Raw genomic sequence first — 22,581 nt, 5'->3', positions numbered from 1 at the left:
GCCGGAGTCCGGCAGGTGCGTGGCGGCGTTTCCGAGGCCGGAGGCGGGCAGGCCGCCCTGGACGATGATGTGATCACCGGTGCCATCCTCGCCCGAGGCGGGCAGGCCACCCTGGACGATGATGCGGTTGCCACCGCCGGGCTCACCGAAACCGCCGGGACGCCGACCGACGTTCTCCTGGCTGCCTCCACCGTTTCCGTCGCCACCACCGTCACCGCCGCCATGACCACCGCCACCGCTGGGACGGTTGGTGTTCTCCGGGTCACCACCACCCTCACCACCACCGCCGCCACCCTCACCACCACCATGACCACCGCCACCGCTGGGACGGTTGGTGTTCTCCGGGTCACCACCACCCTCACCACCACCGCCGCCACCCTCACCACCACCATGACCACCGCCACCACTGGGACGGTTGGTGTTCTCCGGGTCACCACCACCCTCACCACCACCGCTGTCACCGCCACCATCGCCGCCGTCGCGGTCGTAGATGCCCCCGTGACCGAAGTGGCCGGCGTCGCTGCCGCCTTCACCGCCTACACCACCGAAGCCGCCGTCCCCACCGGCACCGCCGAAGCCGCCATGGCCACCGAGATCACCGAACCCACCGTCACCGAGACCGCCGCCACCGAGGCCGCCCTCGCCGAATCCACCATCACCGAACCCGCCGGCGCCCAGTCCCCCGTCACCGAAGCCGCCGTCGGCACCGCCGCCGAACCCGCCGAAGCCGTCCTCGGCTCCGCCGAACCCGCCGTCGCCCCCGGCGACGAAGTCACCGAAGCCCCCTTCGGCACCCCCGCCGACCTGCCCACCGAGCCCGCCGAGGTCCGCGTCCGTACCCGCGTTCCCGTGCTCGTCGAAACCGCCGAAGCCGCCGAAGTCGCCGAAATCTCCGAACTGTCCCTGACCACCGGCCGATTCGACGGGCGACCGGTCCAGCAGCGGGCCGCCGAGCAGGCTGTGGGAACCAGTCGACGCCACGTCGACACCGCCGACGCCCCCCTGACCGGCGGCGGGATCCGGCAGCTCCGACGAGTGGCCGGCGGAGGCCGGGCCCCCGGCGTCGTGGTCGCCGGAGACCTGGTCCGCCGGAACGGCGTGATCGGTTGATACGGCGTGGTCGGCCGGGACGTCGTGGTGCGCCAGCGCATGCGCCGCGCTTCCGAAGAACAGGGACGATTTGGACAGCCGTGGGTCGAGAGCGGCCGGTCCCCCGTCGGTGCCGGACTCGACGCGGAGGGAGCGGAGTTCGGCGACCTGCGCGGGCGACAGGCCGAGTCTTCGCGCCACCTCGTCGGTGTCGCCGTCGAGCTCGGCGCGGAAGGCCGGGTCGACGGCCAGGCGGGTCAGGGCAGCACGGTATGCGTCGTCGGTCATGGTTCGGTCTCCGTCGGTCTGCGGGCACTGATGCCGATCGCGGCGGAGCCGAGGATCCCCCTGGTCGGCGGCAACTGCCATTTCCGGCCATCCCCGCCGATACCTGCAGGAGACGTTATAGAGCCTTGGCATGGGCGGCGCAAGAGCAGCGAGCAGGGCAGTTTCCGGGTGCCGGGCACCCCGGAGGCGCCGAGCACCCACCGATCAGAAATGGCCACCGACCCAGCGACCCGCCGCCGAAATGGCGAACAGCCGGAGCGGGCCCCTGTCGGCCCACGCTGCCCCGGTGCGTCGCCCGGTTTCTCCAGACCGTCGGGGTCGATGAGCGGCAGCATCCGCTCAGGTTCTGTTCATCGAAGGTCGCCACGCACTCCAGGTGATGCCTCATGGCGCTCGCTTCTCACCCGTTCGGCGATGCCCGAGTGCCGCGGTCCACCGCTGTGGTGAGTATGGAACGGGCGCCAGGCGTGTTCGTTTCGCGGACGACCGCGAGATCGCCATGCAGGCCCCTGGGAGCCCTGAGCGCGAGGAAAGCGGATCATGGCGAATCGGAGTCGCAGGAGCAGGCTGCGCCGGCAAGCCCGGCTGGGCGCGGCGGTGCTGTGTCCGGTCGTGCTCGGGGCCGTCCTGTCAGGGTGTGCCGGCAGGACGGACGCCATCACCAGCAGTCCGTCCGCCGCTGCGTCGCTCGCCCCCACGCCACCGAAGCAGCCACCACCTCGATTGACGCGGACGCAGGTGATGACCGCCGTCGGCCGGCTCGACGGCTTGGTGGGGAACGCCATGCGGCAGACCGGAGTGCCGGGGGTCGCCGTGGGCGTCGTCTACCGGGACAAGGTCGTGTACGAGAGGGGCTTCGGCGTCCGCGAACTGGGCAAGAGCGACAAGGTCGACCCCGAAACGGTCTTCCAGCTGGCGTCGTTGTCCAAGCCGCTGTCGTCCACCGTCGTCGCCGGGACCGTGGGGCGCAAGGTCGTCGGCTGGGACGATCCGGTGGTTGACCATGATCCCGGCTTCGCGCTCAAAACCCCGTACGTGACCGACAACGTGACGGTCGCGGACCTGTTCTCGCACCGCAGCGGACTCCCTGACCACGCTGGTGACCTGCTGGAGGACCTGGGTTACCAGCGCGACTACATTCTGCAGCGCCTGCGGCTGGAGCCACTGGCTGCCTTCCGCGCGAGCTACGCCTACACGAACTACGGCTTCACCGCGGCGGGTGTGGCGGTGGCCGACGCGGCGAAGAGCAACTGGCCGCAACTGGCGGCGAACACGCTGTTCAGACCTCTGGGGATGGATCACTCCAGCTACCGGCGCGTCGACTACGACAAGGCCGCCGACAAGGCGTCGGCGCACGTCGAGGTCGACGGCCGCTGGAAGCCCTCCAGCACGGAGAACGCCGACAGCCAGGCGCCTGCCGGCGGTGCGAGTTCCACGGTCGACGACCTCACCAAGTGGATGCGCCTGCAACTGGACAACGGCGCTTTCGGCGGGAAGCAGCTGGTCGATCCGGCAGCCCTGGACCAGACCCGCATCCCCCACATCGTCGCCATGGCCCCACTCGCCCCGGCGGGTACGCCCGGCTTCTACGGGCTGGGCTGGGATGTCGGCTACGACCAGGACGGGGAGCTGCGTCTGAGTCACTCCGGCGGCTTCGAGCTGGGCGCCGCGACCGAGGTCACCCTGCTGCCCGGCGAGCGGCTCGGCATCGTCGTACTGACGAACGGACAGCCCGTCGGCGTGCCCGAGGCGGTGGCCGCCGCGTTCTTCGACATCGCCCGGAACGGCAGGCAGACCGTCGACTGGCTGCCCTTCTACGCGAAGGTGGTGAAGGCCGCTGTGTACACGGGCATCTCCCCCACGAACTACGCCAAGCCGCCTGCCCACGCCACACCGGCCAAGGCGGACGACGTCTATACGGGCACCTATGCGAACGCGTACTACGGGCCGGTCACCGTCACCAGTGACAAGAGGGGCAACCTCAGCATGACACTGGGCCCACGCAAGATGTCGTTCCCCCTGAGGCACTACACGGGCGACACGTTCAGCTACCAGACACAGGGCGAGAACGCCGTCGGCCTGTCCGGCGTCACGTTCCACCCTCGTTCCGGCAACGCCATGAGCGTCACCATCGAGCACCTCGACGCCAACGGACTGGGCACCTTCACCCGCTGAGCCCCCTCGTCATCAGAGCGAATTCTCGCCGAGTGTGACCGGTGCCGTGTGGAAGCGGGCGTACAAGGCCTACGGCCTCAACCACGCGACCTCCGGCACCGGCACGCTGTTCTCCCGGTCCAGCGAGCTACGACTCGCCCACACAGAACGGCTCCACGGTCACCGGCATCGGCCGGTGGGTGCCGCCCCTGGCCCTCGACGTCACTCAGGGATGCGGGGCCAGACCCTCGTCGACGGGCAGCGCGACGGGCTCCTCCACCGGCTGTGCGACTGCCTTGGCGGAGGCCGCCTCGGCGCCATGTGTTCCAGGGGTCGCACGCGCGGCCGTCGCCAAAGTCACGCGGCGCAGGGCCAGATGAAGCGCCGGCATCAGCACGCAGGTGACCGCGGCGGACTGCCACAGCAGCGCGTCGAGCCGGCCTGCCGCCAGATACGCGCCCGCGGCCACCGCGGCCACCGCACACACCCCGCGGTCCACGATGCTCTCCACCGAGAGCAGCGTGGCACGCGGGGCCCCCTTCGGTATGGCGTCGTTGATGAGCTTGCGCTGCACCGGATAGCCGAAGCCGGTGATCGCGGCGAACGCGCACAGCAGCCCGACCACGGCCCAGGGGCCACCGACAGTGGTGCCGGCGAGTGCGGCGGCGAGTGCGACGCTCAGCAGGGACACCCAGGCCGCGGGCGACAGCCGCGCGCTCAGCCACTGGGGCCGGGCGGAGGCCACTGCCTCGGCGACCGTCATCGCCGCGAGGACACTGCCGTGGCTGCTCTCCGCGATGCCGTGTTCGAGCAGCACCGGCTGGAACAGATTGACCTGGCAGATCCGCGACAGCGTGAAGACCGCCACGCCCTGCACCATGAGCAGGGCCAGCCACGGTGACGACCGGAGGGCGCGCAGGGCAGCGCCCGTGTCCCGCAGCAGGGTTCCGCTCCGCCGCCCAGCAGTGCCCGCCCCCGCGCCCGGGTCACCGGCGGCGATCCGGGGCAGGGCGAGGGCGCAGCCGAGAGAGCCCGCAGCGCTCGCCGCGCTGAGCACGTACGGCGACTGGTGGGCCACGGACATCAGCGGTCCGACGAGCGGCCAGCAGACGACCTTGGCGGCGAGCCCGAGGGCACGCGCGGTGCCCTCCGCCCTGAGGTAGTGGGCGTCCGCTCCCTCGGCACGCAGGCCGTCGTACAGGCAGGCGCTCGCCGCGCCCGAGGTCAGGGAGCGTCCGGCGGCGATCGCGAGGAAGTGCACGAGGAAGCCCGTGTACGAGGGCGCCAGCACCGGCACCATGTTCGCCGCCGTCATGACCACCGCGCCCGCGCGCAGGCAGTTGCGGGCACCGACGCGGTCGGCGACGACTCCCGTGGGTATCTCGAACAAGCAGAAGGCGATGTAGTAGCTGCTCTGGATGCCGAAGATCTGGCCGTCCGACAGGCCCGCGGCACGCTGGTAGGCGTAGAACACGGGCATCCACCACAACAGGTTGAACAGCAGCTGGAACCCGTTGTTGAGGCGGATGATCCGGCGGGCGGCCGGGGTCATGGCCGGATCCGCGCAGCGGCGCCATACACAGGTCATGGAGCGCCTCACCGGGCGTACGGGCGGACCTGGACCAGATGGAACGCCCCCTCGGCGGTCATGAGCCACTCGATGTCCAGGGCGTCGTCGGGGTCGCCCTCACTGAAGTGGGACTGCAGCAGGCGCCCCACCAGGGCCAGTTCGCCCAGTGCCGTGCGCGTTTCCGCCGGGAGGTCCTCACCCGACGAGCCGACGTCCACGGTGCGCCCGCCGCCCTCGACCGTGTTGTACAAGTACTGGTGGGGCAGGACCTTGCCGTCGACCACCCGCTCCGGCGAACCGGCGGTGCAGTTGACGTACACGTTGCGGAAGTCCTCACGCCGGGTCGGGTTGCAGGTCACCAGCACACCCCCGAGGCCGGCGGGCACATACTCCTGGATGATCACTCCCATGTAGGTGTCGTCCAGGACGATGCCGGCCTCGTGCCGCAGGCGTACGCTCCGTGGCGACAGCAACGACGTCCACACCTGCCGCACCGCGTCCAGCAACTGCTCCGCTCCGCGCACGGTGGTCACCGAGTCGTAGATCCCGGCCGCAGAGAATCCCGGCAGGTCCTCGGCGTTGGAGGACGAGCGCACCACCAGACGACATCCGTCGGCCAGCAGAGCCGGCACCGCGCCAGTGACGGCGCGTGCCACCTCGTCGGGGATCGGCGTGCTGTGCATCAGGCGCTGCAGGTCCAGACAGAGGGAGTCGATCACGTCGAGCGCTTCGAGTTCGAGCGCCATCTTCAGCTTGCCGATGCCCTGTTGCAGAGCGGGCGACGAGGTCAGGAAGAGATGGTGCAGGCGGAACGGGAGCGCCACCCCCTCGGGTGCCCGGACGGTGGCCGCCACGCGTTCGGCCGCCGCGGCCTGCAGCCGTTCCACGGGCGCTTCCGGCTCACCGAGCCGTAGGGCCAGGTGGCTGAGCAGATCGGGCCGCGGCGGGCGCGGGCGTGCGTAGAACGCGGTCAGGTCCGCCGTGCGGCTGTCCAGGACATGGTGCAGTTCACCGAGGTGGGCGGCCTTGGTGCCGTAGCTGTCGCGGTCGTCGCGCCGCAGCCGGTGCAGAGCCATGACCGGCGCCTCGTCCAGCAGGGGTGCCTCGATGCGGATGCGCTGCTGGTGCCAGACCGGCCGCTCGAGGACCGGGGCGGCGGACAGCCGCTCCAGGGTGACGGCGTCCTCGGACACCCGGTAGCGGACCCATGCGCCATCGAGTCCTTCCTGCTGCACCAGCGCGTCCAGGTCGCGGACGATGGCGTTCGGGATGCCCCAGCCCGACGCCAGGACGTTGGTGTGCGAAAGCGGCGTCGTGGGCTCCGTGTTGACGAATCCCGCCACCCGGGGCACGTCGTCGGGCAGGCCGGCCATCGCGACGATGTCCGCCCAGCCGAGCTGTGGGGCGGCGCTGCGGTACTCCGCCGGATGACGGAAGTAGCGCAGCCGGCCTTCGGCCACGCCCGGGTTGAGGCAGGTCCGGGTCCGGTTGCCGAACAGCTCCTGGCTGAGGATGCGCGGTACGCGTGCCTCACCGACCGAGGCGAGTTCGTGCTCCTGCCCGTGGTTCGCCGGTTTCAGCAGCAGGGGGAGGCGTCCGTCCACCCTCGCGCGCACGTAGTGGTAGAACTCCTCCAGCAGCGCGGCGTGCATGGTGTCCGCCTCGGTCGTCTCCAGGACCAGGAAGGGCCGCTCGGAGCCCTCGGCGTCCTCGTCGCTGTGCAGGGACAACACACCGAGCAGGAAGCGGCGGTCAGGCGCCATGTACACGGACGCGTTGAACGCGTCCAGGTCCGTGTCCAGTTCGTCCATCCTCATGCCGAGGATGCGCGTGGCGATGTAGTCGACGTGGAAGGGGTGCACCCGGGTGTCGAGCAGGTGCCAGGTGTCCTCGGACCGGTCCACCACGACCTTCAGGTACGGGTGTCCGGCGAGCACGCCGGACAGCGCGCGGAACAACGGCAGCGAGAGGTTGGCGCCGACGACGGTACGGTCGCCCGCCGTGTCGGGGATGTCGGCCCTGTGCGGTGCGTGGGTCATGGCCGTGCCCCCTCGGTGGCGTCCGTGGGCAGGATGCCCGGCAGCGCGTCGACCAGTGCGGTGAAGTCACGGACGACGGACTGCGGCCGGTCCGCCGACAACAGGCACAGGCCCGCCATGGTGTTGGCCCCGGCGGCAGGCTCGTAGACCGGTACGAGGGCCCCGTCCGGCAGCGAGCTCTCGCGGACGACGGACAGCGTGCTGCCGACGCCGACCGGCGCCGAACGGACGACCGCCGAGGAGTCCCACCGATGGCGGCGGGGCCACGGGGTGCCGTCGCCCTGCACGGCGAGGACCACCAGCGATCCGGCCGCGCCGGTGGCATCGTCGGGCGTCAACGCCCGTGCGGGCCAGGCGGGTGAGCCGCCGAGCAGGTGGTCGGTGAACATACCGACCAGGTCCAGGCCGAAGACCTCCTCGATCTGCGGCACCGTCATCGCACCGCCGAACCGCGCGGCCGTCTCGATGACCCACATACGGCCTTCCCTGCCCAGCTTGATCTCCGTGTGGGTGCCGCAGTTCTCCAGTCCCAGGGCATCCACGGCGCGCCGGGTGAGGGCCACGATGGTGTGCTGGGCGTCGCTTCCCACGGCGGCCGGGGTGATACCGGCGCGCTCGGTGAAGGGCGCCACCGTCGGCATCCGCCCGCTCAGGCAGACGGGACGGAATTCTCCGTCGACGACCACGCCCTCGACGCTGACGTAGTCACCCCAGCCGGGGCCGTCGAACCACTCCTCGGCGCATCCGCTGACGATCTCCTCGACGATGAAGTCCTCGGAGGCGCCGGGAACGTGCAGCTCCGCGAATCCGAGCAGCGCGGACTCGGCCATCACCGCGCGCGACCGCCACCAGGCGTCCAGCGCGTCCCCGGGCCGCTCGATGATCTGGTGTGCGGTGGAACCGGCGCTCCATGCCGCCTTTAATAAGAGTGGACATGACAATTCCATGGTTGCGCGCTGCAGCTCGGCCGCGTCGGTGACGGCGCGGAACCTCGGCTGCGGTATGCCCCTGCGCTCCCACGCGGCACGCATCAGGCGTTTGTCGCGGGCGAGGGCGGCGGCGGGCCCGGCCCCCCTCAGCCCGAGCCGCCGGGACGCCTCGGCGACCGCGACCACCGCGTACTCCGAGAAGGTGAGGACGGCGTCCGCCCCCACCTCGCGGGCCCGGGCGGTGATGAGCTCGACCAGGTCGCCACCGCGGGCGTCGCGGGGTGTGACCACCGACGCGCACAGCCCTACCGCGTCATGGGCCACGGGGGCGGGCAGTTCGCTGAGGGCCAGCAGGTGCACCGCGGACCTCGCGGCCACCCGCGTCAGGGCATGGCCCACCGGAGGGCCGCCCTTGGCATGGACGTACAGCACCTTGCTCACGGAACTCCAACTCCTTCGATGTCGTCGGGCGGGCAGATGGCCGCGCGGCGTGTGGTCCGCGGCTGCGTCGGTACACCGACCACCATCACGCCCTCTCCTTCAAGCGAACCAGCACCCGCCCGCGTCCGAGACACCGAGAATCCCGAAGCACTCAGGCAAATGCCTTACTGCTGCCGCCGATTCGCGTGAGGTGAAGGTACGGTCATGCGCTAGCGCCGCCGACGCCACGGCGCGGAGCGTCCGCCCCGCTCGCATGCCCCATCTCCCAGGGGATACGCATGAGGTATCACCCAAAGTGATGTGGTGCAGGGTTGAAGGAGTGGAACGTGGAAGAGGCTGATTTCAAAGCGTTGCTCGAGCCCCTCGCGGTGTCCTGGTGGGAAGCCGACAGCGGTCTGAGCGTGGTCGACAGCGGGGGCGCCGCGTTCGACGACCGGCGCACCACCCGGCGCTTCCTCGAGGCCCTCCACGCGGACGGCGGCGGCCCGTCCAGCGCGTTCGGCTGCGGCCCGTACCACGCGTGTTTCGAGGGCAGAACCTTCCACGTCCACTGGCCGGAACTCAGCGGCGGGCCGGGACGGCAAGGCAGCAGGGGGATGGCGATCGAGGTGGTGGACCGGCCGGACGACGACCCGTACGCCGCCTTCGCCGACCTCGCCCCCGCCGCGGCCTTCGTACGCGACGCCACAGGCCGTTACCTGTGGGCCAACCACGCCTACGCCCAGTTGTACGGCACCACGCGCGACGCCGTGATCGGCCGTCACCTCGCCGACGTCGACGAAGCAGGTGACATCACCCGGTTCCTCGCCCTCGACCAGGAGGTCCTGACCCGCGGCCGACCGGTGCGGCACACCCTCACCTACCGGCGCGTCGACGGCTGCTCCGGCCGGGCGGCGGGCTACCGCTTCCCCGTCCGCTGGGGCGCGGCCCGCTGTGTCGCGGGCATCTACGTCGACGTCACCGACTACGCCCGGGTGCTGGACCAACGGCACCAGGCCGAGGCCGACTTACAGGCCCTGCGCGACCGCAGCGGACTGCTCTGCGTCCGCCTGACCCCGGACGGCCGGATCAGCGAGGCCGGCACGGCGGTCGCCGACGTCCTGCGCATCCGGCTCTCCGACCTGATAGGCCTGCCGGCCGACACCCTGCTCGCCAGGACACCCGAACGGAGCGCCCTGCACCGGATCTGGGACGACCTGATCAGCGGCCGGCGCCGAAGCGCCCGCACCTGTGCCGTACTCGTCGACCGGGACGGCTGGCGGCGCCGGACCCGGATCCATCTGAGCACCGTGTGCGGTACGACACCCGGTGTGTCCGGCGTGTGGGCCGTCGGCACTCACCTCGGCCTGCGCCATCAGGCCCGACCGGACCTGACGGCCGCACAGGTCCGCATACTCGCCCTGCTGGCGGCCGGGCACAGCAACGCCGACATCGCGGGGGCGCTTCACCTGTCCCGGCAGACGCTGGACTACCACCTGAGCCGCCTGCGCGCCCTGCTCGACGCCGCCACCCGCCCGGCGCTGGTCGCCCGAGCCTACGTGCTCGGCATCCTCTCATCACAGACCTGGCCGCCCCGGTCCGCGACGGCGTCGAACCCCGCAAGCCCGGTCTGAACGCTCCGCTCCCGTCCGGTCCCCGCCCGAAGAAGGCGCTCGTACCGCTGACATGGCAGCCGATCCGCACACCCAACGCCGTGGCGCCGGGCGGTCCTCGACTGCCGGGAGAGGGACGCCTGGAGCGCATCGAGCGCGTCCTCGACGTTCTGGGCGCGATCGCCCGTCCGGTCGCCGAGCAGGGCGTCGCCGAGCATCCCCTGCAGCGAGCGCCACACCTTCGGCGCCTCGTCCGGGGAGACCGACGCCAGGGCACGCCGGACACGCCCGATGCGCCCCGGCGGGTCGTCACCGGCCGTCGGCGACCCGCCCAAGGAGGACAGGACGGCCCGCAGTTCGGGCGAAAGGTCGTCGCCGATCCCCTCGGCGATCGCGGCCTCGACGCCGATGTGACGGGCCGGCACCAGAAGGTCGACGTACTGCCCGTAGAAGCGGGCCCGGGCGGGTTCTCCACCCTTGCGCAGCTGTTCGGCCAGACACTCGAAGAGCTCCACACCGGTGTCGCACAGCAGCTCGGGGTGCTCGTCGGGCGCGCGCCGGACGTCGTCCCAGCCTCGGGCGAACGTCAGCTTCCGCACCGCGTCGCCCAGCTCGTCCCAGGCTGCCTGAACCGGGTTCCCGCTGCGTTCGGCCTCGGGACGGGGGTGAAGGGGCATCCACTCAGCGTACGAGCGCCGTCGCCCGGCGTTGAGGGGTTTCGTGTTGTCCAGCGCCGGGGGTGAAGGCCGACGCGATGGCCTGCTGAACCGCCCTTCCGTGAGCCGGCACCCCGAGCAGATGGCGCAGGTCCGCCAGGACCCGACCCTGCTGCCCGCCGCGATCGCCGAGACACTGCGCTGCACCCCGCCTGTCCAGCTCGTCCCTCGTCAGGCGGAGCGGGACGCCGTGTTCGCCGGCAGCACCGTCCCGGCAGGAGCCACCGTCTCCTGCCTCATCGGCGCGGCCGACCGCGACCCCGACGCCTTCGCCGCCCCGGACACCTTCGACATCCCTCACCCGGACCCGGCCACCGCGCGCTCCTTCACAGCCGCCGCCCAACACCTGGCTTTCGGCTCCGGACTGCACCAATGCGTCGGCGCAGCCTTCGCACGCGCCGAGACCGAGACGGTCGCCGCGATGCTCCTCTCCCTGCTCGACCGGCTCCGCTACACTCCCGGGGTCCCCTACCGGGAGACCGGCCTGTACACCCGCGGCCGTGCCTCCCTCACCGTGGACTTCTCCCCTGCCCGGAGCAGTCCCGGGCCTCACTGACATCCGCAGATCCCTCCGTGCCCTTGCCACCGACCGTGCGGGGCGGGCATCACCTTCCCTCGGCCGCAGCAGCCGGTCCCGCCCTGTACGGCCATCCCCTTCAGGAGAAGACAGCGATGACACCGACCGACATCACCCGCGCCATCAACGACCTGCTCTTCAACCCCGGCCTCGACCTCGCCACAGCCCTCGATCGACACTTCACCCCCGACTACCGCCAGCGCACCGACGGCGTGTGGAGCGACCGGACCTCATTCGCCCAGCACATGACACGCCTGCGCTCCCTGGTCCGCAGCGGACACATAGAGGTCCACGACGAACTCCGCGACGGGCTGCGCTACGCCGACCGCCACACCGTCACCGTCACCCAGCACAACGGCCGCACCTCCAGCACCGAGGTCTACCTCTTCGCCGAGTTCGCCCCCGACGGTCGCTTCCGACGCGTCGAAGAGACCACCCTCCTGGTCACCGGCCACCCCGACGACGGAAACCTGGGGCTCATCAAATGACGGGGACGGCACCTTCGGAGCACGCTGCCTTCCGAAGGCCCCCGTGAGGCCCGCGCGAACCTCAAGGGTCTGGAAACCCTCTAGGGGAACGAGTGCGTGGCGCGGTCCCGTTCCGTCGGAGCGCGCGGATGGGAGCAGCCTTGGTATCCGTAGGAGAGAGACTCAGCAGTGCGCGCATACGGGCCTTCGTCGGTCGGGACGAGGAACTCGGGCGCTTTGCGCGGGCATTGACCGGCGACGCACAGGCGCCGTTCGCGTTCTACGTGTTCGGGCCGGGCGGCATCGGGAAATCGACGCTTCTGCGGTGTCTGGTGGACCGAGCCCGTGCGGCAGGCCGGCCGCTCGTCGAACTCGACGGGCGTTTCGTCAGCCGGGACCCGGCCGATTTCGAGCGCGCGGCCCGTTCTCTCCTGGACGTTCCCGGCACGGTGCTGTTCGTGGACTCCTTCGAGCACTGCCAGTGGCTGGAGAGCTGGCTGTGGCAGCACTTCCTGCCTCGCGCCGCCGACGGCACCCTGGTCGTCCTGGCCGGTCGGCTCACTCCGCAGCCGCAGTGGACCGCCGACCCGGCCTGGGCCGGGCTCCTGGACGTCACCGAGTTGAAGCCGTTCTCCGAGGAACAGGCCCGGAGCCTGCTGGCCACAGCACAGATCCGGCCCGAACTGCGGGACCGGGTGCTCCGCTTCGCCGGAGGCAATCCCCTTGCTCTGTCCCTCGCCGCGGCCGCGGGATCGACGGGCTGCAGCCGGGAGGAGCTCTGGACCCCTTCGGCGGATGTCCTGCGGACCCTGTTGACCGGGCTGATCGGTGAGGTGCCCACGGCGGCCCATCGCCGCGCCCTGGAGGTGGCGGCACAGGCTCACTCGACGTCCGAGGAACTGCTCACCGCGGTGCTGCCCGACGAGGACGCCCATCTGCTCTTCTCCTGGCTGCGGGACCTGCCCTTCATGGAGTCCTCGCACCGGGGCCTCCACCCGCACGACGCGGCACGCGAGACGCTGGCCGCCGACCTGCGCTGGCGGGCTCCCCACGCTTTCGTGACGATGCGCCAGCGATTGGCCGAGGAGTACCTGCGCCTCCTGCGCGAGGCACCCGAGGACCGGGTCTGGACCGTCACCGACGAGCTCTTCTACCTCTTCCGAGAGGGGAAGATCCTGGCCCGTCTCCGCACCTGGTCCCGCGAGGACGAGGTGCACGACCGCCCTCTGTGCCCGGACGACATGGACGTGGTACTCCGGATGACGGAGGAGACCGAGGGACCCGCCTCGGCGGACCTGGTCCGCTACTGGGCGCAGCGCCAGCCGCAGGCCTTCAGCGTCTACCGTCTCGTGAGCACGGGCCGGACCGTGGCGTTCACGGCCCGACTCGCCCTGCCGGCCCCTCCCGACCCCCAGGACCTGGCCACCGATCCCGTCGTCGCCGCAGCGTGGGCGTACACCGACGCCACCGCGCCGGTGAGCCCCGGCGAGCACATCGGAATCAGCCGCTTCTCGGTCTACCCGGAGCGGTACCAGGTCCCGTCCCGTGTCATCGACTTGAGCAGTTCCCGCGCTCAGGCGGAGGCCGCCCGCGCGCGGGGCCGCGCCTACGGCTTCGCCGTCTGGCGGGACGCCGAGAGCTGGGCCGAGCGCGTCGAGGGCACCCTCAGCGACACCGGTGCGCGACCGAGAGTCGGTGGGCACACCTACGGCCTGTTCGGCGTCGACTGGCGCCAAGTGCCCGTCGAGGCCTGGCTCGACCGTTTCATATCGGCGCCTGACGTCCCTGCCCCGTCCGGGGTGTCGGGCTTCTCGCGCACCGCGTTCGACCAGGCCGTACGCGAAGCCCTGACGCACTGGCGCGACCCGGCCGCCTTCGCCGCCTGCGCCCTGACGCGCACCCGCCTGGCGGCCGACCTCGCCGACCCCGTCCAAGAGCTGCGCGCCCTGCTGCGCCAAGCCGTCGACGACCTCGCCGGTGACCCGCGCGGCGTGCGCGCCCGCGAGGCCCTGACGGCTGGCTACTTCTCCGGCGCGCCCACCCAGGAGGCCGCCGCCCGCCGCCTCGGCCTTCCGTACGGCACCTATCGGCGTCACGTGCGCCAGGGCATGGATCTGCTCTGCGAGGCCCTGTGGCAGCGGGAGCTGCACGGTCCCCGATAACAACGGCACCCGCCCGCCGTCGGCAGAACCGGGTGGACAGGTGCGGACAGGAGTGGACAGTCATCGCCCCTGAGGGGCCTGGATAGTGGACACCGCCCCGCACGAGGGTGTGCGCCATGGACCTCCCACGCACACAGCCGGGGCGCACGCCGCCCGCCGCTCGGCGGTCAGCCGTGCTCGCGGTGCTCGCCGCAGCCCAGTTCACCGTCATGCTGGCGACTTCGATCGTGAACGTCGCGCTGCCGCAGATCCGCGCCGGGGCCGGCCTGTCGGACAGTGGCACCACCTGGGTGGTCAACGCCTACAGCCTGGCGTTCGGGGCGCTGCTGCTGGCCGGCGGGCGGGCGGCCGACCTGCTCGGTCGCCGCCGGGTACTGGCCGTCGGCCTCGCTCTGTTCGCGGCTGCCTCGTTGGCAGCGGGAGCGGCTGCCTCCCCAGGCGTTCTCATCGCGGCCCGCGCCGTTCAGGGCCTCGGTGCCGCCGCCATCGCCCCGGCCGCGCTGGCCCTGGCCATGGACCTGTTTCCGCCCGGCTCCGGGCGCGGCAAAGCACTGGGGGTGTGGGGCGCGGTCTCCGGCGCGGGAGGTGCGGTCGGGGTCCTGCTGGGTGGTGTCCTCACGCAGGCGTGGGGCTGGGCATGGATCTTCCACTCCGTCGCGCTCGGGGCGGCGCTGGTCCTGACCGCCGTGGCGGCCCTGGTCCCACGAACGGCGGGCCGCACGGCCGGGCGGTTCGATCTGCTGGGCACCGCGACCGTCACCCTTGCCCTGACCTGCCTGGTCTGGGGGCTGACCACCGCACGCGGCGCCGGCTGGACGGACGGCCGGGTGCTGGGCGCCCTCGTCGCCGCCGCCGCACTGCTCGCGGCTTTCGCCGTGATCGAACTCCGTCGGCCGAACGCACTGATCCCGCCCCGGCTGTTCGCCACGGGCCGGGTGGCCGCGGGCAACCTGCTGATGGCCCTGCTCGGGTCCGTGTGGATCGCCCTGTTCTTCTTCCTTCCGCTCTACCAGCAACAGGTCCTCGGATACGACGCCTTGGCCGCCGGGGTGGGCCAACTCCCGCTCGCCGCCGCCAACATGCTCGGGTCCGCCCTGGCCCCGCGCCTTTCCCGGCGCATCGGCGCCACCGCGACCGTGACCGCGGCCCTGCTCACCGAGGCCGCAGGCCTGCTGTGGCTGTCACGGCTCAGCGCCGACGGGACCTACCTCGCCGACGTCCTCGGTCCGAGCATCCTCGTCGGCCTCGGTCTGAGCGTCGCCTTCGTCCAACTGACCGCGCTCGCCGTGGACGGCGTACCGCCGCAGGACGCGGGCCTGGCCGGAGGCCTGGTGAACACCACCCGCCAGGTGGGCGGCGCGATCGGCCTCGCCGCCCTGGCGACTCTTGCCGGCTCGGTCACCGCGCACGCCGCGGTCCACCAGTCGTACGAGGAAGCGCTCACCGCCGGCTACCGGACCGCGTTCGCCGTCTCGTCCGCCATTCTGACCGCCACAGCCCTCCTCGCGCCGCTCCTCAGCCGCCGTACCGATGCACGTACCGCAACCGCGCGGACGAGGCCGGCTTCCCACCCGCGAGTCCCCCGCACCACCCGCATCGGCTGAACCCGGAGAACCGGCTTCCAACCTCAAGGACCGTGTCGGCCGTATGCCTGACCAACTGTCACATCCACCGAGAGAGGTTCCTGCCATGAGTACTGCCAAGCCCTACCTGACCGGCCACTACACCCCCGTCGCCGACGAGATCACCGCCACCGAACTGACCGTGGAGGGCACCCTGCCCCCCGAGCTGACCGGCCGGCTGCTCCGCAACGGCCACAACCCCAAGCCCGGCGTGACCCCCACCCACTGGTTCACGGGCAGCGGCATGGTGCACGGCATCCGGCTGCGCGAGGGACGGGCCGAGTGGTACCGCAACCGCTGGGTGCGCACCCCCGCCCTGGACGGCGCCCCCTACCTGACCGAGCACGGACCGGACCTGACCGCCAGCACCGCCGGCACCCATGTCATCGAGCACGCCGGACGGCTGCTCGCGCTGTGCGAGGCGAACCACCCCTTCGAGCTCACCCAGGACCTGGAAACGGTGGGCGCCTACGACTTCGACGGCAAGCTGCGCACCGCGATGACCGCGCACCCCAAGGAGGACCCTGTGACGGGGGAACTCCACTTCTTCGGATCCTCGCCGTTCCCGCCGTACCTGATGTACTACGTCGCCGACGCCAAGGGCGAGATCGTCCACAGTGCCGAGATCCCGCAAGCGACCGCCTCGCTCAAGCACGACTTCGCCATCACCCGCCGCCACGTGGTCTTCGTCGAGGGCAACGTCACCTTCGACCCGTCCGAGCACTCCGGCATCCCGTACGGCTGGAGCGATCAGCACCCCTCCCGTATCGGAGTCATGCTCCGCGGGGCCGACGGAGCCCGGCACATCCGCTGGTTCTCCATCGAGCCGGGCAACATGCTGCATGTCTGCAACGCCTACGAGGACGGCCAGGGCCGCATCGTCCTGGAGGGCCCGACCGTGGACCGCGAGGGTTTCCGCCTCTCCTGGAACTGGTGGGTCGGCGCCCCCGGGCGCAGCACCGAGCCCAACGCCCGTTCGTACATCCGCCGCTGGGTCATCGACACGGCCGCCGGAACCGTCGACGAGCAGATCATCGACGACCTGCCGGTGGAGTTCCCGACCCTCAACGAGGACTACCTCGGCGCCGAGAACCGCTACTACTACGCCGTCTCCTTCCCCGACGAGAAGGGCTTCGGCGGCTACGGCCTCGTCAAGTACGACCGCACCACCGGCGCCCGCCGCATCCACCAGGTCGGCGACGCTCGGCTGCCCAGCGAGGCCGTCTTCGTCCCCGCCGCCGGCGCCACCCACGAGGACGACGGCTACCTGCTCACCGTCGTCTCCGACCTCAAGCAGGACGCCTCACAGCTGCTGGTCCTCGACGCCTCCGGCCTGGACCGGATCGCCACCGTCCACCTGCCCCGCCGGGTTACCGCCGGAATCCACGGCTCCTGGATCCCCGACAGCGCCCTGACCGGCACCGAGGGCTGACCACCACCCGTCCTGGGGGACGGGCACGGCTCGTCCCTCAGGGCGCCGGAGCCCCCACCGACCCCTCACTCCGAGGAGCGAACATGAAACCCCTGTTGTTCCCGAAGGACGCCCAGTTCTGGTACGAAACCCTGCGGTCGTTCGGCCACATCGCCTACGGCGGCGCCGACTTCGGCGAGGTCGTCTCGACGAGCGTGCGCATCGCGGAGGGCGACTACGACAGCTGGCACGACGAGTGGCTGGCCACCGCCGACCGGGTGTCCGCCGAGGCCCGGCGGGCCCTGGCGCAGGGCCACCCGGTCAGCGCCCGTGACGGATTCCTCCGGGCGTCGAACTACTACCGGTCGGCGGAGTTCTTCCTGCACGGCAACCCGTGCGACCCGCGCCACCACCACGCCTACGACCGCAGCGTGGAGTGCTTCCGCGCCGCCGCGGAACTGTTCACCGGCCCACGGATCGAGCCGGTCCGCATCCCGTATGAGGGCGGCACCCTGCCCGGCTACCTCTACCGGACCGACGCCTCCACCACCGCCCGGCCGACCGTGGTCATGCACAACGGCTTCGACGGCACGGCGGAGGAGATGCACTTCTTCGGAGCGATGGCGGGTGTGGAGCGCGGCTACACCGTCCTCGTCTTCGAAGGCCCGGGGCAGCCGGGGCCGTTGCACCGCGACGGACTGGTCTTCCGTCCGGACTGGGAGAACGTCGTGGGCCCCGTCCTCGACTTCACGCAGACGCTGCCGGAGGTCGACGGGGACCGGATCGCCCTGCTCGGCAACAGCATGGGCGGTCTGCTCGCCCCGAGAGCGGCGGCCTTCGAACGCCGGCTGTCCGCGGTGGTCGCCCTCGACGGCGTCTACGACCTCGGCCAGGCGATCACCAACATCGTGCCCGGCGACCGGGACGAGACCGAACGGCGGCTCCGCGCGGCCTCGGACCCCGAACTCGACGCGTGGTTGGACCATTTGATCGCCACCGACCCGGTCATGCGATGGGCGTTGAACCACGGCATGTACGTGATGGGAGCCGACACCCCCCGGGCCTTCGGCGCCGCCTATCTCGACTACCACCTTCGCGACGGCCTCGCCGAACAGATCGAATGCCCCACGCTGGTCTGCGAGGCCGTGGAGGACCTCTTCTTCGCCGACCAGGCCCGCCGGCTCTACGACCACCTCACCTGCCCCCGGACCCTGCTCGAGTTCACCACGGAAGAGGGCGCCGACGCGCACTGCCAGGCGGGCGCTCAGCGACTGGCCCTCGCCCGTATCTACGACTGGCTGGACGACACAGTCTCCCTGCGGTGAGCGCTGGGCTGCTCTGTTGCCGAGGCGCTCGCCTCAAGTGCCGCTCGACCCACCGTCCACTTGCCCACCGACAGTCTTTACGTGTGGACCGCTCGGGCTTCGTCCTGCCTTACCTGCCGGAAGCTCAGCGCCAGAACGAGGTCGTGCGGAAAGTCATGATCGACGCGGCGTGCGCATACGCGGGCGGTGGTTACGACGTCGTTCTGGACGGCATCCTCGGCCCCTGGCTGCTTGACGCCTTCCGTGCCGAATGCCGAAAGCGTGATCTCGGCCTGTCTTACGTTGTCCTGCGCCCCAGCCTGGAGGTGACACTTTCGCGAGCCTCACAGCGCGAATCCGGCGCGGCAGGGCCGGGGCGGCCGGCCCTGCCGGTGCTCAGAGGCCGTCCAGTTGGTTACAGGCCGACCGGGTTGACGTAGGTACCCGGGTGGGTCGCTCCGTCCTGCTTGAGGATCTGGCCGCCGAACGGCCACTTCAGGGTGAAGTGTGTCGTCTCGTTCGGCGGGGTGACCAGGAACTTCTCCGGGACGAACTTCTCCTTCTGCGGCGTGGACTTGGCCACCGGTAGCAGGGTGATGCTGAAGTCCGCCGTGTCCCCCTGCCCCAGGGTGATCTTTTCGGGCTTCTCGGAGGAGCGCGCCAGCGACCAGGTGCCGTCGGTCTTCTGAGCGCCGACCATGTCGACACCGGCGAAGCCGGACAGGGTGCAGGTGTGCTTGCTCCGGTTGGTGAACCAGATGTACGCCTGGGTCTGCTTCGCGGTCTGCCCCATCTCCGGCTTCGCGTCATCCCCCGTGGCGAAGCCGGCCTTCAGGTCGGCGGTGTGGCAGCGGGTCGGCCCGGCCTTGGCGGGGGCGGCCGAGGCCGGGATGGCGGCAGCGGCAGTACCGGCGACGACAACGGCCGCAAGGGCCACGGCGGTCAGCTTGCTCTTCATGATGTTTCGGATTCCCCTCGATACGAATCGGCACGCGAGGTCAGTGCGTGCCTACGCCACTGAAGACGTGCAATGGCGGGGGGACGTTCGGTGTACCGGGGAACTTTTCCCGCCAATCGGGTTCACCACTGTGGCGCGTACGAGCACTCATGTGTCCTCAGGCTCAGTCAGCGAAGTGCTCGCCACGCCAGAGCCCGCCGAGGCAAGTCAAGCTGAGCAGGAGCCGGTCAGGAGATCCATCTGGCCCGGGATCAGCTCGACCTGCTGGAGGCAGCTGCCGCGTTGCGGCGGGCGCCGGCCTGCCGGCGCGGGAACACCCTGGCCGGCATGTGGCCGGCAAAGAGTGTCTGGCCGTAGCTGGTGATGACGACGGGTGGTTGTCGTCCAGGCCGATGTGTCGTCAACCGCCGCAGGCGGAGCGGATCTTGTAAAAGGTGCTCAGGTACTTCGAGTGGTAGGACGCGTCGACGATCCGTACGAGCGCCTCGTCGGCGGAGCGCAGGGACGACCCGGTCAGATTGGCGCTGCCTGTGTAGACGCGCGGTGTGGTGTCTCCGCTGTAGTACCCGTCGATCAGGATCTGCTTGTTGTGCGGACGGACGTCGATTCCGGGGCCGTTGGGAATACGACACCTGAGGTGCTGGATGCCGGCGGTGTCCAGCTTGGTGGTGATCGTACTGTCGCTCTCGGCGTAGACGATGTCGATCCAGCATCCCTTGCCGCGCAGCTCGGCCAGCTTGTCGGCGACCTGGACGCGCGAGCCGTAGAAGCTGTACATCACGATGCGGATGTCGCTTTGGTGCTGCAGCCCGTCCGTGCCGGTGTAGGCGCAGCTGATCTCGTTCAGCGTGTTGACGACGGTGTCGGTGGCCGGGTTGTAGTACGAGGTGTCACCGCGCGGGAAGAAGAAGCCCCGGTAGGTCGAGCCGGTCGGGGTGGAGAAGTACGCATTGTTGTTGCCGCCCGCGAGGGTGCGCCCGTGGCGGAGCATCTCGTGATAAGTGGCGTAGCCGTCGTAGACGGCGGCGTCCGTGAAGGTCACGGCGTCGTTGAAGGACTCGACCTTGTACCAGTCGGAGAGGTTCGAGGACGTCTGGAAGACGACCTTCGGGTAGCTGGTGCCGTCGTCGAAGGGCCCGATCCTCGAGAAGATGAAGAACTTGTTGTGGTTGTAGGCCGGTTCGGGTGGCGCGACGCTCAGGCAGCCGCGCTGGACGTCGTCCACGCCGTCGGCGTCCTCGAACTTGTCGTCGCAGACGACGATCCAGGAGCGGGCGGCGTCATTGTTTCCGAGTCCGGCCCTGAGGGACTCGAAGGCCGGATTGGCGTACTCGGCGCCGTTACCGTCCACGTAGGTCGAGTCGTCCACGATGAGCTTGACGTCGACGCCGCGCCGGTGGGCGGTGAGCAGCGCGTCGGCGACCTCTTGGTCCTGGAACTCGTACATCGAGCCGCGGATCTCCGCCCCGGCGGGCGTTGCGTCGATCAACTGCACCAGCTGGGTGAAGATCGCCTTCTGCTGTGCCGGCGTGCCCAGCGGGTCGTTGAACACGGGCCCGTTGACGACCGGCTTCGTCAGAGCGGCGGCGGGTGTCGCGCCACCGAGGAGAAGGGCGGCCACCAGGTGCAGTACTACGGCGATGGGCGGCAGCGTACGTCGGTGGCGGACCGCACGAGGGCACGCAATCGAACGGGGCATCGTCGCCCTCCTTGAGGTGGGTCCACGGTCGATTCAGGTATGAACAGCTCGGTGGCATGACAGGGGCGGCCGGTCACACAAGCAGCAAGATCACTTCGCGTAGGGTCCCAGTAGGCCACTGGAGGCCCGGCAATCACGGCATTCGGTGCGCCGGGCCCTGCCGGCCTACTTCCGATGGCGCAATGCCCACGGCAACCACCGCGCCTGCCGAGACCGATGAACAGGTCCAGGACCTGCCGGCCGGTCGACGGAGACGGGCGTACCGCCCTGCAGGGCGGTGGGACGTCAACCGGTCTGTTTCGCGCGGGAAGGCACCCGGGTCAGCGTCCTGTGCCCCGGCCCGGTCAACACCCCCTCCTGCGGGAGCTGTTCGCCGAGGACGCCGAGCCGGCCGCGCGCCGCCTGGCGCACGTCCCAGTCGTCCGGTTCACGGAGGCCGGGGAAATCGCCGCGGCGGTCGCGGTCCTCGCCGGCGACGACTCCTCCTGGGTGAGCGCCACCGACTTCCTGGTGGACGGCTGGATCACGCGTGTACCGGACCCGGGCCGGCCGGTCAACCTCGGTGGCCGCGCCGTCAGTGCGTGAGGGTAGGGTGTCGCCGTGGACATGTCGACCCCTGGGTGGTATCCGGACCCGTGGCACGAGGGCGGCGGCCCGGCCGGGCATCGGTGGTGGGACGGCGCGACCTGGACCGAGCATGTGCAGGCGCCGCAGCCGCCCGCCGGGGGCAAACAACGCCACGGCCTGGTCGTGGGCCTCATAGCCGGCGCCCTCGTGCTGGTCGCCGGGGGTGTCACGGCGACGGTGGTACTGACTGGCGGCGACGGCGGCCACAAGTCACCGTCGGCCCACGGGCCCGCCTCCCCTGACCCGCACACGCCGAGCCCGTCGGCGTCGCACCGCGCCCAGCCGAGCCCTTCCGGCTCCGCGGGCGAGGGCCGCCTCGGTGGCGTGAGCCGGCCCCCGGGGCAGCGCCCGGCCGTCACCGGACACGTCGACGACACGGTCAACGCCCTTCGCGTTCCCGTGCTGCGCGGCTGGCGGGGCACCTCCACCAAGAACGGCGCGGGCCTCGGGTACGGCACCGTGTACCACTGCCCGGCGGTGCCCGCCGACTACTGCCTGCCCGGCGGGGCGTACACGCGGGTCATCGCCCATCCTGGCGACCTGCCCCTCAAGGAGCTGGCAGAGGCCGAGATCGGCGAGGTCGCGCAGAGCACGTACGGTACCAACACGAGCGGCCGGAAGGACTACGGCGGTATCACCGGACATCGCCGGACCGCCGCAGGGGCTGTGACGGTCGCGGGCCGGCAGGGGTACTTCATCCGCTGGAAGGTCAGCACGGGCAAGGGGCCCGGCGCCGTCGTGGAAGCGGTGGTGTTCCCCTCGCCGCGGGTCCAGGGCCGCTATCTGCTGCTCGGCTTCGGCTTTGACGACAACAGCGGGGGCCCGTCCGTGACGGACATGCAGTGGATCACTGATGGCATCGAGCGCCTCGCCGGCAGCGGCAGCGGCAGCGGCAGCGGCACCAGCGTCTGACCGTGGCGCCGCCCGGCCGTCACA

At 70.9% G+C, this 22,581-nt stretch carries 17 protein-coding genes and 1 pseudogene; 12 read left to right on the top strand and 6 right to left on the bottom strand.

Going from position 1 to position 22,581, the window contains the following annotated elements:
• Positions 1-15: 15 nt before the first annotated feature.
• Both ACZ41I_RS05945 and ACZ41I_RS05940 read left to right on the top strand, forming a co-directional pair.
• A complete protein-coding gene (locus tag ACZ41I_RS05945) occupies positions 16-1,110 on the top strand; it encodes a hypothetical protein (protein WP_468513266.1) in 1,095 nt (364 codons plus the stop codon).
• Positions 1,111-1,917: 807 nt separating this feature from the next.
• Positions 1,918-3,552 (top strand): serine hydrolase, encoded by a 1,635-nt coding sequence (locus ACZ41I_RS05940; RefSeq protein ID WP_468513265.1) that lies wholly within the window; start codon positions 1,918-1,920, stop codon positions 3,550-3,552.
• A gap of 205 nt (positions 3,553-3,757) precedes the next feature.
• On the opposite strand, the gene ACZ41I_RS05935 is transcribed toward ACZ41I_RS05940, so the two are convergent.
• The 3 genes from ACZ41I_RS05935 to ACZ41I_RS05925 are packed head-to-tail and all read right to left on the bottom strand — an operon-like array spanning position 3,758 to position 8,510.
• Entirely contained in the window at positions 3,758-5,119 is a 1,362-nt protein-coding gene (locus tag ACZ41I_RS05935; RefSeq protein ID WP_468513264.1) for an MFS transporter, read from the bottom strand.
• Positions 5,120-5,127: 8 nt separating this feature from the next.
• Positions 5,128-7,140, bottom strand: coding sequence for a PEP/pyruvate-binding domain-containing protein (locus tag ACZ41I_RS05930; RefSeq protein ID WP_468513263.1), 2,013 nt, complete (start codon positions 7,138-7,140; stop codon positions 5,128-5,130).
• Complete coding sequence (locus ACZ41I_RS05925; protein ID WP_468513262.1) at positions 7,137-8,510, bottom strand: ATP-grasp domain-containing protein; 1,374 nt, start codon at positions 8,508-8,510, stop codon at positions 7,137-7,139. Before ACZ41I_RS05925 ends, ACZ41I_RS05930 begins: the two co-directional genes overlap by 4 nt.
• A gap of 326 nt (positions 8,511-8,836) precedes the next feature.
• On the opposite strand from ACZ41I_RS05925, the gene ACZ41I_RS05920 reads away from it, so the two are divergent.
• On the top strand, positions 8,837-10,123 hold the full coding sequence (locus ACZ41I_RS05920; RefSeq protein ID WP_468513261.1) for a PAS domain-containing protein: 1,287 nt from the start codon (positions 8,837-8,839) through the stop codon (positions 10,121-10,123).
• On the opposite strand, the gene ACZ41I_RS05915 is transcribed toward ACZ41I_RS05920, so the two are convergent.
• Positions 10,045-10,779, bottom strand: coding sequence for a hypothetical protein (locus ACZ41I_RS05915; RefSeq protein WP_468513260.1), 735 nt, complete (start codon positions 10,777-10,779; stop codon positions 10,045-10,047). The two genes, ACZ41I_RS05920 and ACZ41I_RS05915, sit on opposite strands and share 79 nt — an antisense overlap.
• Before the next feature lie 100 nt (positions 10,780-10,879).
• On the opposite strand from ACZ41I_RS05915, the gene ACZ41I_RS05910 reads away from it, so the two are divergent.
• From ACZ41I_RS05910 to ACZ41I_RS05880, 7 genes are all read left to right on the top strand, one after another.
• On the top strand, positions 10,880-11,374 hold the full coding sequence (locus tag ACZ41I_RS05910; RefSeq protein ID WP_468513259.1) for a cytochrome P450: 495 nt from the start codon (positions 10,880-10,882) through the stop codon (positions 11,372-11,374).
• A gap of 116 nt (positions 11,375-11,490) precedes the next feature.
• On the top strand, positions 11,491-11,883 hold the full coding sequence (locus ACZ41I_RS05905; protein WP_468513258.1) for a nuclear transport factor 2 family protein: 393 nt from the start codon (positions 11,491-11,493) through the stop codon (positions 11,881-11,883).
• A 227-nt stretch (positions 11,884-12,110) separates the two neighbouring features.
• A complete protein-coding gene (locus ACZ41I_RS05900; RefSeq protein ID WP_468513257.1) occupies positions 12,111-14,024 on the top strand; it encodes a P-loop NTPase family protein in 1,914 nt (637 codons plus the stop codon).
• Between the two features lie 116 nt (positions 14,025-14,140).
• Entirely contained in the window at positions 14,141-15,628 is a 1,488-nt protein-coding gene (locus tag ACZ41I_RS05895; RefSeq protein ID WP_468513256.1) for an MFS transporter, read from the top strand.
• Positions 15,629-15,713: 85 nt separating this feature from the next.
• Positions 15,714-17,078, top strand: coding sequence for a carotenoid oxygenase family protein (locus tag ACZ41I_RS05890; protein ID WP_468513255.1), 1,365 nt, complete (start codon positions 15,714-15,716; stop codon positions 17,076-17,078).
• 83 nt (positions 17,079-17,161) lie between these two features.
• The gene (locus tag ACZ41I_RS05885; protein ID WP_468513254.1) at positions 17,162-18,382 is read left to right on the top strand and encodes an alpha/beta hydrolase family protein; all 1,221 of its coding nucleotides are present in this window, start codon (positions 17,162-17,164) and stop codon (positions 18,380-18,382) included.
• 83 nt (positions 18,383-18,465) lie between these two features.
• Positions 18,466-18,801: a P-loop nucleotide/nucleoside kinase family protein gene (locus ACZ41I_RS05880; RefSeq protein ID WP_468513253.1), complete on the top strand. Its 336-nt coding sequence runs from the start codon at positions 18,466-18,468 to the stop codon at positions 18,799-18,801.
• On the opposite strand, the gene ACZ41I_RS05875 is transcribed toward ACZ41I_RS05880, so the two are convergent.
• Together ACZ41I_RS05875 and ACZ41I_RS05870 are read right to left on the bottom strand one after the other, a co-directional pair.
• Entirely contained in the window at positions 18,777-19,319 is a 543-nt protein-coding gene (locus ACZ41I_RS05875) for a DUF4232 domain-containing protein (RefSeq protein WP_468513252.1), read from the bottom strand. The two genes, ACZ41I_RS05880 and ACZ41I_RS05875, sit on opposite strands and share 25 nt — an antisense overlap.
• Positions 19,320-19,719: 400 nt before the next feature.
• Positions 19,720-21,018, bottom strand: coding sequence for a phospholipase D-like domain-containing protein (locus ACZ41I_RS05870; RefSeq protein ID WP_468513251.1), 1,299 nt, complete (start codon positions 21,016-21,018; stop codon positions 19,720-19,722).
• A 292-nt stretch (positions 21,019-21,310) separates the two neighbouring features.
• On the opposite strand from ACZ41I_RS05870, the pseudogene ACZ41I_RS05865 reads away from it, so the two are divergent.
• A pseudogene (locus ACZ41I_RS05865) lies at positions 21,311-21,603 on the top strand (SDR family oxidoreductase); the annotation flags it as partial.
• 21 nt (positions 21,604-21,624) lie between these two features.
• Positions 21,625-22,557: a DUF2510 domain-containing protein gene (locus tag ACZ41I_RS05860; protein WP_468513250.1), complete on the top strand. Its 933-nt coding sequence runs from the start codon at positions 21,625-21,627 to the stop codon at positions 22,555-22,557.
• The last annotated feature ends 24 nt before the right edge of the window (positions 22,558-22,581 follow it).

This window comes from Streptomyces sp. NPDC030799 (assembly GCF_055572255.1).
This window is presented reverse-complemented; position numbering and strand designations above follow the sequence as displayed.